This window comes from Naasia sp. (assembly GCF_025465545.1).
Taxonomy (GTDB): Bacteria; Actinomycetota; Actinomycetes; order Actinomycetales; family Microbacteriaceae; genus Naasia.
Genome location: NZ_JAODMK010000042.1, coordinates 35,919 through 48,626 on the forward strand (window position 1 = coordinate 35,919; position 12,708 = coordinate 48,626).

The 12,708-nt window shown below is 70.3% G+C and carries 13 protein-coding genes; 4 read left to right on the top strand and 9 right to left on the bottom strand.

Going from position 1 to position 12,708, the window contains the following annotated elements; all coding sequences use genetic code 11:
* Positions 1-53: 53 nt before the first annotated feature.
* Positions 54-1,241 (bottom strand): 4-hydroxybenzoate 3-monooxygenase, encoded by a 1,188-nt coding sequence (locus JWR33_RS11080; RefSeq protein WP_297411967.1) that lies wholly within the window; start codon positions 1,239-1,241, stop codon positions 54-56.
* A 152-nt stretch (positions 1,242-1,393) separates the two neighbouring features.
* Between JWR33_RS11080 and JWR33_RS11085 the strand changes: the two genes are divergently transcribed.
* Positions 1,394-2,593 carry an acetyl-CoA C-acyltransferase gene (locus JWR33_RS11085; protein WP_297411968.1) on the top strand — a complete coding sequence of 400 codons (1,200 nt, stop codon included), beginning with the start codon at positions 1,394-1,396 and terminating at the stop codon, positions 2,591-2,593.
* Between the two features lie 19 nt (positions 2,594-2,612).
* On the opposite strand, the gene JWR33_RS11090 is transcribed toward JWR33_RS11085, so the two are convergent.
* The 3 genes from JWR33_RS11090 to JWR33_RS11100 all read right to left on the bottom strand — a co-directional run bounded on the left by JWR33_RS11090 (position 2,613) and on the right by JWR33_RS11100 (position 4,496).
* Entirely contained in the window at positions 2,613-3,467 is an 855-nt protein-coding gene (locus JWR33_RS11090) for a CoA ester lyase (RefSeq protein WP_297411970.1), read from the bottom strand.
* A 124-nt stretch (positions 3,468-3,591) separates the two neighbouring features.
* A complete protein-coding gene (locus JWR33_RS11095) occupies positions 3,592-3,864 on the bottom strand; it encodes a DUF6457 domain-containing protein (protein WP_297411973.1) in 273 nt (90 codons plus the stop codon).
* Between the two features lie 11 nt (positions 3,865-3,875).
* Positions 3,876-4,496: an NTP transferase domain-containing protein gene (locus JWR33_RS11100; RefSeq protein WP_297411974.1), complete on the bottom strand. Its 621-nt coding sequence runs from the start codon at positions 4,494-4,496 to the stop codon at positions 3,876-3,878.
* A gap of 84 nt (positions 4,497-4,580) precedes the next feature.
* On the opposite strand from JWR33_RS11100, the gene fdhD reads away from it, so the two are divergent.
* Complete coding sequence (gene fdhD / locus JWR33_RS11105; RefSeq protein WP_297411975.1) at positions 4,581-5,453, top strand: formate dehydrogenase accessory sulfurtransferase FdhD; 873 nt, start codon at positions 4,581-4,583, stop codon at positions 5,451-5,453.
* On the top strand, positions 5,453-7,765 hold the full coding sequence (locus JWR33_RS11110) for an FdhF/YdeP family oxidoreductase (protein WP_297411977.1): 2,313 nt from the start codon (positions 5,453-5,455) through the stop codon (positions 7,763-7,765). Before fdhD ends, JWR33_RS11110 begins: the two co-directional genes overlap by 1 nt.
* 27 nt (positions 7,766-7,792) lie before the next feature.
* On the opposite strand, the gene glp is transcribed toward JWR33_RS11110, so the two are convergent.
* From glp to JWR33_RS11135, 5 genes are all read right to left on the bottom strand, one after another.
* Entirely contained in the window at positions 7,793-9,019 is a 1,227-nt protein-coding gene (gene glp / locus JWR33_RS11115; protein WP_297411979.1) for a gephyrin-like molybdotransferase Glp, read from the bottom strand.
* A 167-nt stretch (positions 9,020-9,186) separates the two neighbouring features.
* Positions 9,187-9,756, bottom strand: a complete 570-nt coding sequence (locus JWR33_RS11120; protein WP_297411980.1) for an NADPH-dependent FMN reductase — start codon at positions 9,754-9,756, stop codon at positions 9,187-9,189.
* Positions 9,757-9,849: 93 nt separating this feature from the next.
* Positions 9,850-10,293 carry a hypothetical protein gene (locus JWR33_RS11125; RefSeq protein ID WP_297411981.1) on the bottom strand — a complete coding sequence of 148 codons (444 nt, stop codon included), beginning with the start codon at positions 10,291-10,293 and terminating at the stop codon, positions 9,850-9,852.
* Positions 10,294-10,426: 133 nt separating this feature from the next.
* Positions 10,427-11,005, bottom strand: a complete 579-nt coding sequence (locus JWR33_RS11130) for a PadR family transcriptional regulator (protein WP_297411982.1) — start codon at positions 11,003-11,005, stop codon at positions 10,427-10,429.
* Positions 11,006-11,156: 151 nt separating this feature from the next.
* Positions 11,157-11,960, bottom strand: coding sequence for a DUF4386 domain-containing protein (locus tag JWR33_RS11135; RefSeq protein ID WP_297411983.1), 804 nt, complete (start codon positions 11,958-11,960; stop codon positions 11,157-11,159).
* A 155-nt stretch (positions 11,961-12,115) separates the two neighbouring features.
* Between JWR33_RS11135 and JWR33_RS11140 the strand changes: the two genes are divergently transcribed.
* Positions 12,116-12,708 (top strand): TetR/AcrR family transcriptional regulator C-terminal domain-containing protein (locus JWR33_RS11140; protein WP_297411984.1); only part of this gene is annotated, 593 nt, incomplete at its 3' end.

Sequence of the window (12,708 nt, forward strand, 5' to 3'; positions counted from 1 at the left end):
CTGCGCGATCTCGCGGGAGATCTGCTCCTGGGGCTCGTCGCCGGGAGTCGTGCTCATGCGATCACCAATCCTGTGTACTGCTCGGCCAGGGCCTGCTGGGCGAAGCGGGATCCCGTCACGTAGGCGACCTGGCCGACCCGGCTGCGATACCGGAAGCGCCGCTCGTCCTCGGGCGTCGCCGTGCCCGGCGTATGCAGCAGGTCGGTCATCCACTGTGAGAAGGACTGTATCTTCCACTGGCGCTCGAGCGCGCGGTCGCTGTAATCGGCCAGCGCACCGTCGCTCCCCCGCACGGCTGCGGCGAGCGCCTCCCCCAGCATCGCCACATCGGCGATCGCAGCATTGAGCCCCTTCGCGCCGGTCGGCGGCACGATGTGGCCGGCATCGCCGGCGAGGAACAGCCGTCCGTGGGCGAGCGTCGAGGCGACCGACGAGCGCATCGGGGTGATGGACTTCTCGGTGATGGGGCCCTCGGTGAGGCTCCACCCGGGGGCACCGAGCCGCTCCTGCAGGGCCGCCCAGATCCTCGCGTCGCTCCAGTCGGCGATGTCCTCTGCGGGGTCCACCTGCAGGTACAGGCGGGAGACGGTGAGGCTGCGCATGGAGTGCATGGCGAAGCCATCGGGGTGCAGCGAATAGATCAGCTCGTCGGTGCTCGGGGCCACGTCGGCCAGGATCCCGAGCCAGGCGGCGTCGTAGGTGCGCTCGACCACGTCGAGCAGGTTCGAGGGGAGAAGGGTGCGGCACACCCCGTGGTACCCGTCGGTCCCGACGACGAAGTCGGCCTCGACGGCGTGGTCCTCGCCGTCGTGACGGAACTCCACCCGGGGGCTGGAGCCATCGATGCCGGACGGGGTCACCTCGCTCCCGTCGTAGTAGACCGCGGTGCCGAGCTCGTCGTGCCGCTCCATGAGGTCGGCGACCACGCGCTGCTGGCCGTACACGGTTACCGTGCGGCCGACGAGTCCGGCGAAGTCGATGTGCGTCCGCCGGCCTTCCACCTGCAGGTGGATCCCGCCGTGCACGAGGCCCTCCTCATGCAGCCGGGTGGCGAGCGCGTACCGGTCGAGCACATCGACCGACGCCTGCTCCAGCACGCCGGCCCGGATGCGGGAGAGGACGTGTTCGCGGGACCGGTGCTCGACGAGGACGAAGTCGATGTCGCGCGCATGCAGGATCAGGCCGAGCAGCAGGCCGGCCGGACCCGCACCGACGATCGCCACCGAGGCGCGGTGCTTCATGTCGTCCCCTTCGTCGACGCGTCCTCCCACCGTGGCAGGTGCCGGTTCCAATCCTCCCCGGCTCTTCCGCTGAGCGGAAGGCGAGTCTTTCTCCTCCGCACGGGGCGGCCGTATCCTCGGATGTCCGCCCTGCCGCGGAAGAAGGAGCAACGATGCCCGATCCAGCCCCCGGGGCCCCGTCCCGCACCGTCGTCCTCGGGTATGCCCGCACGGCGTTCACCCGCTTCGGCGGACAGTTCGCCGGGGTGCCGGCAGTCCGGCTCGGCGCCGAAGCCGCACGGGCCGCGATCGCGCGTGCGGCGATCTCCCCTGAGGACATCGACGAGGTGATCGTCGGTCAGGTCCTGCAGGCGGGAGCGGGGCAGAATCCCGCTCGCCAGACCGCCGTCGCGGCCGGCGTGCCGATGACCCGCCCCGCGCTCACACTCAACGCCGTGTGCCTCTCCGGCATCGAGGCGGTCACCGACGGCCACCGGCGGATCGCACTGGGCGAGGCCGACGTGGTGCTGATCGTCGGCCAGGAGTCGATGACGGAGGCACCGCGCCTGCTCGGCGGTTCCCGTGCCGGAAGCAAGTACGGGCCCGTGACCCTGCAGGACTCCGCAGATCTCGACGGCCTCACCGACGCCTTCGAGAAGCGCAGCATGGGCGCCTCCACGGAGGACTTCTCGGCCGCGCGCGGGATCAGCCGCGAGGACCAGGACGCGTGGGCGCTCCGGTCGCACCGGATGGCCTCCGCAGCGAGGGGTGCGCTGGCCCGGGAGATCGTTCCCGTCGAGGTGCCCGCGGGCCGGACGACGACGGTCGTGAGCGCCGACGACGGCATCCGGGACGACGCCACGCCGGAAGCACTGGCCAGGCTGCGGCCGTCCTTCTCCCCGACCGGAACGATCACGGCAGGGAACGCCTCGCCCCTCACCGACGGTGCGGCGGCTCTCGTCCTGGCGAGCGCCGCCTGGGCCGCGGAACGCGGTCTGACCCCGTTGTGCGCGCTGCGGAGCACGGCCATGGTGGCGGGTCCCGACGTGTCGCTGCTCAGCCGCCCCGCGGAGGCGATCCGCCTCGCCGCCGATCGCGCCGGCATCGCGGTCCAGGACATCGCGGCGATCGAGATCAATGAGGCGTTCGCCTCGGTGGCCGTGCAGTCGGTGCGCGAGCTCGGTGTCGACCCGGAGATCGTCAACCGGGATGGCGGGGCGATCGCTCTCGGTCATCCCATCGGCGCTTCGGGAGCGCGCATCGTGGGCCACCTGGCCCTCGGGCTGGCGACCGCTGACCAGGGCACGCTCGCCGCGGCCGGGATCTGCGGCGGAGGCGGTCAGGGCTCCGCGGTCATCCTCGAGGCGCTCTGACCGAGTCCCGTCCGCGAACTCAGAGGCCGTCGAAGCTGTCGCCGGCGACCCCGAGCTCGGTCGCGAGGTTCTGGATCTTGCGCGCGCGACCCAGTCGCGGCAGGTCGCTGCCGTCGATCACCTCGCGCCCGCGCGACTCGAACTCGCGGAGGAACTGGGCGGCCCACTCGATGTCCGACGACGTCGGGCTGATCACCTCGTTGACGACCGGGATCTGCTCGATCCGAAGGCACAGCTTGCCGGTGAGGCCGAGGGCGACGGAGAGCGCCGACTGCTCGCGCAGCACAGGATGACTGTTCCCGACGGTGGGACCGTCGATCGGACCGGGCAGCCCGCCCACCCGGCTCGCCACCACGAGCCGCGAGCGCGGATACGCCATGGCGAGGTCGTCGGAGCTGGTGCCGGTGTCACGGCGGTAGTCGCCGCTGCCGAAGGCGAGCCGGAAGGCGCCGCGCGCCCGTGCGATGGAGACGGCGGACTCGATGCCGAGGGCGGACTCGACGAGGGGAAGAACGGGCGTGCCTCCGCCCAGCCGGTCGAACGTCTCCGTCACGTGCTCGCCGGCCTCCGACTTCGCCAGCATCACGCCCACGAGCCCGGGGAGGCCCTTGAGCTGGTCGACGTCGTCCGCCCAGAACGGCGTGGTCCTGTCGTTGATGCGCACCCACGCCCGGTTCCCGTCGTCGCCGAGCCAGGCGGCGACGTCCTCGCGCGCCTGCGACTTCCGCTTCACGTCGACCGCGTCCTCGATGTCGAGGATGATCTGGTCTGCGCGGGACGCGCTGGCCGCCTCGAACGCCGCGGGCTGGCTCCCGTTGACCAGCAGCCAGGACCGGGAGATGGCGGGATCGACGGGGCGGGCGGGCCTGATCACGGCGCCTCGAGATTCAACACGGTTCCTACAATCGCAGGTCGCCGAACGTGTCGCGAGTCAGCGGGCCGCCAGGGCTCCCAGCAGAGCGACGGAATCCTCTCGTCCGGCGATGCCGCGGATCGGGTCAGAGCCGCGCGGCGAGGAGAAGCGCGGTCGCCATCCGTGCGCGGATCTCGTCCTCCGGCACCGATCCGGCCTGTGACCCGACGGCCAGCCCTGCCGCGTAGCCGACCAGGAAGGTGCTGACGGGCGCCGCCGGCCGGACGACCGCGTGCGCCACCCGGCCTGCCAGGCCGAGCACGGCGTCGATGTCGATCGGCACTTCGGACATGCCGAGCTCGGCGGCGAGCCGTTCCGCCCAGTCCCGCAGCCGTCGCTCGTCCTCTTCGCGATCCATGCCCGCCTCCGTCATTCCTGCTCGGCCGCCCTGTGGACCCCGAGCCGCGCTGCATCCTCCCAGGTATCGACATCGTCGGTCGACCCCGGGGGCGCGTGCACCGAGGCGAGCCGCAGGCCGCCGGTCAGGGCGCGGACCGGGAGCCCGGTCACGTCCTCCGGCCGCGGATAGCGGGCGAGGGCTTCCGTCAGCGAGGTCCAGCGGTAGACGGCGGCCAAGGGCTGCCGGACGCCGGCCGCATCGACCGCGACCGCGCCCGACCAGCCGCCCGGATCGGCACTCCCGGCCCAGCCGAGGAGCGCGTCGACAAGCGGCCGAACGGAAGGCATGTCACAGGCGAGGACCAGGACGAAGTCGCATACGGGCCCGCCTGCGGCGTCGAGGGCTGCCCAGCCCGCCCGGATTCCGGCCGCCGGCCCCCCGAACGGCGGGCTCTCGCGAGCGCGAAGCACCGCATCCGGGAGCTCGAGGTTCGCCGGGATCGATCCGACGACGACGGTCCTGCGCGCGTCCTCGACCGCCTCGACGGTGCTCGCCAGCAGCGTCCGGCCCTCTCGCACGAGCGCCGCCTTCGGCTCGCCGCCCAACCGCGCCGACCGCCCGCCGGCGAGCACGATCGCATCGAGGAGCACTGATCTAGGCTAGGACCAGCAGCCTCCGCCCGCCCGAAGCGCCAGAGCGGGGGCCTTCGCAGAGCGGCGCGAGAGGGGCTCTCAATGGGGAGAATCACGCAGCGCCGCCGCGTCACGCGCATCACCGTCGGGGAGCCGCCCCGCGTGCGTGAGGACTTCCTCGCCGTCGAAGAGCCCATGGAAGTCCGGGTCGGCGGCGCGCCGCTGGCGATCACCATGCGCACCCCGGGGCACGACTTCGAGCTCGCCGCCGGCTTCCTCGTCTCGGAGGGAGTGATCTCGTCCGGCCAGCAGGTGCGCGCGGCCCGCTACTGCGCCGGGGCGACCGAGGAGGGACTGAACACCTACAACGTGGTGGACGTCACGCTCGCACCCGGCGTCGCCCCGCCCGACCCGAGCCTCGCGCGCTCCTTCTACACGACCAGCTCCTGCGGGCTCTGCGGAAAGGCCAGCATCGACGCGGTCCGGACCCAGTCGGCACATGACGTGGCGAGCGATCCGCTCCTCATCTCGCCGGAGCTGCTCGCCGAGTTCCCCGAGCGCCTGCGGGCGGAGCAGGCCGCGTTCGAGAAGACCGGGGGCCTGCACGCCGCGGCACTGTTCGACGGGCGCACCGGCGAGATGCTCGTGCTGCGGGAGGACGTGGGGCGCCACAACGCCGTGGACAAGGTGGTCGGCTGGGCGATCCTGCAGGACCTGCTTCCCCTCCGGGGAATGGTCCTGATGGTGTCCGGCCGCGCCAGCTTCGAGCTGACCCAGAAGGCGTCCATGGCCGGGATCCCGCTGCTGGCAGCGGTCTCGGCGCCCTCCTCGCTGGCGATCGAGCTGGCGAAGGAGGTCGGCCTGACCGTGGTCGGCTTCCTCCGAGGCAATTCGATGGTGGCCTACACCGGGGCGGAGCGCCTGGACTTCTCCGCCCCGGCCGGCATCGCCGCACCCGAGAGGATTCGCGCCTGATGAGCGACAAGCCCGTAGCCAACGATCGCCCGGACGACAGCATCGAGATCGGGTCGCCGAAGACGTGGGCGGCGGGAGTGCCCGGAGTGCTGCACTCGATGGAGCCGGCGCTCAAGCACATGGGGGTCGGCCGCACCGTGAAGCTGCTCACGGCGTTGAATCAGAAGGACGGATTCGACTGCATGAGCTGCGCGTGGCCGGATCCCTCGCATCGCAAGATCGCCGAGTTCTGTGAGAACGGCGCGAAGGCGGTCACCTGGGAAGCGACGCCGGTCACCATTTCCTCGAGCTTCTGGGCCGAGCACTCCGTGACCGACCTGCTCACCCACGACGAGTACTGGCTCGGCATGCAGGGCCGGCTCGTGGAGCCCGTCTATAAGCCAGCGGACAGCGATCACTACCGGCCCGTCGGCTGGGACCAGGCGTTCCGGCTGATCGCCGACAAGCTGAACAGCCTGGCGTCCCCCGACGAGGCGGCGTTCTACACGAGCGGTCGCGCCTCCAACGAAGCAGCCTTCCTCTACCAGCTCTTCGTGCGCGCGTTCGGCACCAACAATCTCCCCGACTGCTCGAACATGTGCCACGAGTCGACCGGCGCCGCCATGGTCGAGACAGTCGGCATCGGCAAGGCCACGGTGGCCTACGAGGACTTCGAGAAGGCCGATCTCATCCTCATCCTGGGCCAGAACCCGGGCACCAACCACCCGCGGATGCTCACGGCACTCGAGGAGGCCAAGCGCAAGGGCGCCCAGATCGTCGCGGTGAACCCCGTCCGCGAAGCCGGCCTGATCCGCTACAAGAACCCGCAGACTGTGCGCGGGATCGTGGGGAAGGGCACGACCCTTGCGGATCAGTACGTGCAGATCCGGCTCGGCGGCGACATGGCGCTGCTGCAGGCCGTCTCCAAGCGGGTGCTCGACGCCGAGGCCGCCCATCCCGGAACTGTGCTCGACAGCGACTTCCTGCTCAAGCACACGAGCGGGCTGGACGCCCTCGCGAAGCATCTCGCCGACCTGGACGAGGACGCAGTGCTCGCCGCCACCGGCGTGACGAGCAGAGAGATCGACGAGCTGGCCGAGCGCTACATCGCGGCCGATCGGGTGATCATCACCTGGGCCATGGGGATCACCCAGCACAAGAAGGCAGTGTCGACGATCCGCGAGATCATCAACCTGCTGCTCCTCCGCGGCAACATCGGCAAGCCCGGCGCCGGTGCCTGCCCCATGCGTGGCCACAGCAACGTGCAGGGCGACCGAACGATGGGCATCTGGGAGAAGATGCCCGCACCGTTCCTCGACGGCATCAGGCGCGAGTTCGGCTTCGACCCTCCCCGCGAGGACGGCGTCGACTCGATCGACGGGATCCGGGCGATGCAGCAGGGCCGCATCAAGTTCTGGATGGGCCTGGGCGGAAACCTCGTCGCCGCGATCTCCGACACCGGCGCGGCCGAGGCCGCCATGCGCGGAACCGAGATGACAGTCCAGGTCTCCACCAAGCTCAATCGATCCCACGCCGTCATCGGCGCCGAGGCGCTCATCCTGCCGACGATGGGCCGCACGGAGATCGATCGCCAGGCCTCCGGCGTGCAGTTCGTCACCGTCGAAGACACGGTGTCGGCTGTGCACTCGTCGTTCGGCAAGGTCGACCCGGTCGGGCCCGAGCTGCTCTCCGAGATCTCGATAATCACCCGGCTGGCGCGGGCGGTGCTCGGCACCAAGGTGCCTGTCGACTGGAAGGCGTTCGAGGACGACTACGACGTCATCCGGGACTCCATCAGCCGCATCGTCCCCGGCTTCGAGGACTTCAACCGGCGGATCCGCGCCAAGGACGGCTTCATCCTGCCGAACGGCCCCCGCGACTCGCGCACCTTCGCAACGCCGACCGGCAAGGCGATGCTGACGGTCAACGAGCTCGAGCACGTCGAGCGCCCGAAGGGCCGGCTGCTGCTGCAGACCTTCCGCTCGCACGACCAGTTCAACACCACCATCTACGGCCTGAACGACCGGTACCGGGGGGTGAAGGGCGGCCGCAACGTGGTGTTCATCAGCCCGGAGGACCTGCGCGAACTCGGCCTCCACGACGGCCAGTCCGTCGACGTGTTCAGCGAGTGGAAGGACGAGCCGGACCGGGTGCTGCGGGGGTTCCGGGTGGTCTCCTACCCCATTGCGAAGGGGTGCGCGGCGGCGTACTTCCCCGAGGCCAATGTCCTCGTCCCGCTCGACAGCGCCTCGGAGGTGAGCAACACGCCGGTCTCCAAGGCCGTCGTGGTCCGCGTCGAGCCGGCGCGAACGCCCGCCCTGCTCGGCGGCTGACTGCTCGGCACCGTCCGGAGCGCGCGATCAGCGGCGCCAGAGCAGCACGTCGACGACATCGCCCGCTTCCACCCGCGTGACGTCCTCGTCGACGACGGCGAGACCATCGGCGCCCGCGAGACCCGCGACCAGATGGGAAGCGGAGCCGCCGCGAGAAGCCGGCCGGACGGACAGTCCCGGGTACGCGGTGTCGTGGCCGCGCCCGACCGTGATCGGGAGGTACTGACGCCGACCCGGCGGCGAGTTCCAGCCCTCGATGACCGCAGCGCGTGCGATCGGGCGCTCGAGCTCGGCACAGCCCTGCATCCGCAGAAGTGCGGGCCGCACGAATGCCTCGAAGGAGACGGCGGCGCTCACCGGATTGCCGGGCAGGGCGAAGATCGGGACCCCGTTGCTCCACCGCCCGAAGCCCTGCGGCTTGCCGGGCTGCATCCGCACGGATTCGAAGCGGCCGCCACGCGGGGCGAGCACGGCCTTGACCACGTCGAAGGCGCCAACGCTGACGCCGCCGGACAGGACGAAGGCGTCCACCGTGCCCGCGTGCTCGTCGAGCGCGGCCTCCAGGAGGCGCGGGTCGTCGGCGACGATGCCGATCCGGTGGGGCAGCGCCCCGCACTCCCCGACCGCAGCCGCCAGCAGGTAGGAATTCGAGTCCGGGATCCGGCCCCTCGTCAACTCCTCACCCGGCGGGACGAGCTCACTTCCGGTGGAGACCACTCCGACGCGCGGACGACCGCCGACCCGGAGCCTGGCCGCGCCCGAGCTGGCCGCTGCAGCCAGGTGCCGGGGGCCGAGCACCGTTCCGGCTGCCAGCACGGCCGCTCCGGCGTGCACATCGTCGCCCGCGCGGCGGATGTGCGCGCCCGGCTCGGCCGGCGTGCTGATCCGAATTCGGTCCTGCTCGACGAGCACACGCTCGATCGGCACGACGGCGTCGGCCCCGGGCGGGATCGGAGCCCCGGTCATGATCCTTGCTGCCGTGCCGCGCTCCAGCTGCGGCCGCAGCCCCGTTCCGGCGGGAAGGTCGGCGACAACGCGGAGCCCGACCGGCGCCTCCTCGGAAGCGCCGCGAAGATCGCCCGACAGCACCGCATAGCCGTCCATTGCCGAGTTGTCGAAGGGCGGGATCGCTGTCGCCGACGCAACCCCCTCCGCGAGCGCCCGACCCAGTGCGTGGTCGAGGTCGACGGTCTCCGCCGGCAGGGGCTCCACGTTCGACAGGACCAGTCGACGGTACTCCGCGACGCTCAGCATGACGGCCTCCCTCATCCGGACCTCGCGGAGGTGGGTCCGACCAGGTAGACCGACCGGGGACCACTCGCGATGGGGACTCCTTCAGCTGACCGTTCGGTGGAGCAACCAGGACGGACCTGTGGCCCCAGCGCGCACTCATCGTAGGGGCGGCCGCCCCGCGTCGGAGGTCAGGACCGGGGAAGGACCGTGAGGACCATCCGGATGTAGTCCCGGAACTCAGCCATGTATCCGGTGAGGAACTGGCGCGTGCTGTCCACCGTGATCTCGCCATCGGCGGTGATCGTGTCGGCGCCGAGCTGGATGTAGGCCTCCGGCGAGGTCATCTGCCGTGCGTTGCAGAAGCTGAGCACCGCCCGCAGGCTCTGCTGGGCGAGGGCGGTGCCGATCGAGCCGATCGAAGCGCCGATGACCGCGGCGGGGATGTGGTCGAAGGAGTTCTGGCCCCACGGGCGGGACGCCCAGTCGATGGCGTTCTTGAGAGCGCCCGGGATGGACCGGTTGTACTCGGGAGTCACGAAGAGCACGGCGTCCGACGCTGCGATCGCCTGCTTGAGCGCCACCGCCTCGGGCGGATAGTCGGCGTCGTGGTCCGGGCTGTAGAGCGGGAGGCTCCCGATGGGGATCTCGGTGAACTCGAGATCGTCGGGCGCCACTCGGATCAGCGCCTTCGAGAGAGTCCGGTTGATCGACGTGGAGGAGAGGCTCCCCACGAAGTACCCCACCTGGTATGCGGTCATCGTTGCTCCTTCGGCCGCAGCCTGCGGCGATCTCCCCACAGGCACGGTACTTCGGCGGCCGGCCCGAAACAGGGGCTTGATTTGCGGGGGGCTTCAGGCCTGGCCGCTCCCGAACGCGACGGAAGACCGTGATGCCCGCGAGAGCGAGCCGTGCCGAGCCGCGTGCCAAAGGGCGACGACCAGCGCGACGGTGACCGGCGTCCAGATCATCCGCTCCACGAACGACGGCGATGCGAGGTTCACGATCGACCCGACCACCATCACTCCGGCCGCGCCGGTCAGCACGCGCCGACGGACGGCCGGCCCGGCCCACCGCGTGCCTGCAACCGCGGCGAGCAGGAGATATGCGACAGCCGCGATCGCGCTGCTGACTCGAAGCGTGTCCGGAAGCACTCCGGGCCTCGCTCCGCCGAACGCGGCCTCCCCGAGGGGTGCGCCGGCGGCGAGCGCAGCCTGGAAGGCCGCCACGACGAGAAGGAGTGCAGCGGCAACCCTTCCTGCCGCGCTGGGAGAGGGCGAATTCGTCGTTCGGCTCATCGGGGTACCTCACCTGGCAGCGCGCATACGCGGTCGCGTCGCTCCTCGCTGTATATCTGTCAGATACACTAGCGCGAGATGGCGAGACATATCTAGTAGCAATAGTGCCGATCGTCGACCGCATGCGGGCGCGCTACGGCAGCGGCAGGCCTGAAGCCGAGCGAGCCGCCGAGAACTCGAGTCTGGAGAGCTCCGCGAGCGTCTCGTCGGCCCAGGCGATGGTGGCTCGGGCGGAGTGCTCACCCGCGGCAATGGTGAGGCCGATGTAGGGAGCGGCCTCCGCGAGCGCGGAATCGCCGGCGAGCTGGCGGCGAGCGTCGGCCATCTGGGTCAGGGCGCCTTCCGCTTGCTCCCGGGCCTCGAGCACGAGTTCACGGCAAGCCCCGGGTCCCAGCTGCGCGCCGAAGAACAGACGAAGCAGGAGTCCGTTCCGCGGCTTCGACGCTTGCGGCGGTTCAGCGAGGAGCTCACGGAGGCGAGCGGTTCCGGCCGCGGTGATGCCGAACTTCCCGGCACCCCCACTCGCAACCTCTCGCCGCTCGATGAGACCGTTCCTCTCCAGCTCGGCCAGAGCCGGGTAGATCTGCCCGAAGCTCTCGCTCCAGAAGTGGCCGAGCGTGTCGCGAATCGCCTCTCGCAACGCATACCCGGTCATCGGCGCGATGCTGAGCGCTCCGAGGATCGCCGTCTGCGACTGATCCGAGCGTGGCACGCCGCCCCTTCCTATCTGCGAGATACACAACCTAGGGACTGGCGGCTCCGCTGTCCAACCCAAAGGCAGGGCGGCGTCCGATCGCACGAAGAGTGCCGACGCCATCCTCATGGATGACGCCGGCAGTTCGGGTCCTGGGGTCATCCCCCGGCTAGACGGTGACGGCCGCGCTCTCGTCGAGCGGGAGGGGAGCGTCACCGCGTGCCGTCGGGCGAGGACTCCGGCGCGGGGAGCGCACACCGATCACCAGCAGGTAGAGCACCATCCAGATCTCGGCGACGCCGGGGGCGATGCCGAGGAAGCCGTGGAGCTGGCCGGCGAGTTCGGGCAGCAGGAAGGCCACGACGACGTCCACCAGGTAGCTGACCGTCGCGATGACAAGGACGATGCCGAGCGGCTTCGGGAAGAGCCGCGACCGGTAGGCGAGGTAGCCGAGGGGTGCGAGCCACAGGCCGAAGAACACCTGGGCGGCCAGTACGCCGTAGTGCTCGACGTCGAGCAGGAGCAGAACCAGCGCATTCGAGCCGCCGACACCGAACGCCTCCGTGTAGGAGGGATCCGTTGCCACCTGCAGGGCGGCGAAGGTGAAGACGGCACTCACCGAGATGATCCCGGCCGCGATCACCACTGCCGTCACCATCAAGCGGGCGGCGTGCTTTCCCACGTGCTTGAGCAGCAGGTAGAGAGTCATCGCTGTGAGAACGAAGAACACGGCGTCGGTCAGATGGGCGACGACGGCAAGGCGGACGAGGCCGACATCAGCGAGGAGGTTCCCGGCGGACGCCGCTCCGTCCCCGGCGACGTACATGGAAGGGTCGAAGACACCCTCGGCGAAGCCCCCGGCGATCCCGACCACCAGGTAGAAGACCCCAGCGATCCTTGCCAGCCGCTTGAGCAAGGGCGGGGCGAGCCCCGAGGGCTGCTCGGAGAACATTCCGTCGGTCGACTTCATCATGATCGGTTCCTTCGCAGTTGGGGTGACGACATCTATGATTGTGTACGTTGTACGGTATAGTCCGTACGGTGTACGTGCCGGACTGTACGCCGTACAGAAGCCCGGAGTCAACCCACTGAGGCGAATCAAGCCCCGATCACGAAGGAGCACGCCGGATGGTTCCCCCCGCGGCGGAGGCGGCGATGCCGCGATCACCTCTGACGAGGCAGCGCGTGCTGCTGGCTGCCATCGCGCAGGCCGACGCAGTCGGGCTCGAAGCGCTGAGCATGCGACAGCTGGCCGGCATCCTCGGCGTCGCGCCCATGGCGCTCTACCATCACGTCGCGAGCAAGGACGACCTCATCGATTCGATGATCGACGTGGTCTTCGGTGAGATCGGTCTGCCCTCGGGCGGCGCCGACTGGAAGACCGCGATGCGCGAGCGCGGCATCTCGCTCCGGGATGTCCTCGCGCGCCACCGCTGGGCGATCGGCCTGATGGAGTCGAGACGCCGGCCGGGGCCGGCGAACCTCCGACACCATGACGCCGTGATCGGCAGGCTCCGCGCGGCGGGCTTCGATGTGTCGATGGTCGCCCACGCCTACTCGCTGCTGGACGGCTACATCTACGGATTCGCCATGACCAACCTGAGCATGCCGTTCGACAGCACCGCCGAGATGGCCGCCATGGCGGAGGACATGTTCGAGCCGTTCCCCGCCAACGAGTACCCGAACCTGGCCGAGTTCGTGGCCGAGCACGTGATGCAGCC

What these genes read in the sequence shown, in the direction of transcription:
- JWR33_RS11080 (WP_297411967.1), bottom strand. Translation starts at nt 1,241, where the DNA reads ATGAAGCACCGCGCCTCGGTGGCGATCGTCGGTGCGGGTCCGGCCGGC.
- JWR33_RS11085 (WP_297411968.1), top strand. Translation starts at nt 1,394, where the DNA reads ATGCCCGATCCAGCCCCCGGGGCCCCGTCCCGCACCGTCGTCCTCGGG.
- JWR33_RS11095 (WP_297411973.1), bottom strand. Translation starts at nt 3,864, where the DNA reads ATGGATCGCGAAGAGGACGAGCGACGGCTGCGGGACTGGGCGGAACGG.
- fdhD (WP_297411975.1), top strand. Translation starts at nt 4,581, where the DNA reads ATGGGGAGAATCACGCAGCGCCGCCGCGTCACGCGCATCACCGTCGGG.
- JWR33_RS11110 (WP_297411977.1), top strand. Translation starts at nt 5,453, where the DNA reads ATGAGCGACAAGCCCGTAGCCAACGATCGCCCGGACGACAGCATCGAG.
- glp (WP_297411979.1), bottom strand. Translation starts at nt 9,019, where the DNA reads ATGCTGAGCGTCGCGGAGTACCGTCGACTGGTCCTGTCGAACGTGGAG.
- JWR33_RS11120 (WP_297411980.1), bottom strand. Translation starts at nt 9,756, where the DNA reads ATGACCGCATACCAGGTGGGGTACTTCGTGGGGAGCCTCTCCTCCACG.
- JWR33_RS11125 (WP_297411981.1), bottom strand. Translation starts at nt 10,293, where the DNA reads ATGAGCCGAACGACGAATTCGCCCTCTCCCAGCGCGGCAGGAAGGGTT.
- JWR33_RS11135 (WP_297411983.1), bottom strand. Translation starts at nt 11,960, where the DNA reads ATGATGAAGTCGACCGACGGAATGTTCTCCGAGCAGCCCTCGGGGCTC.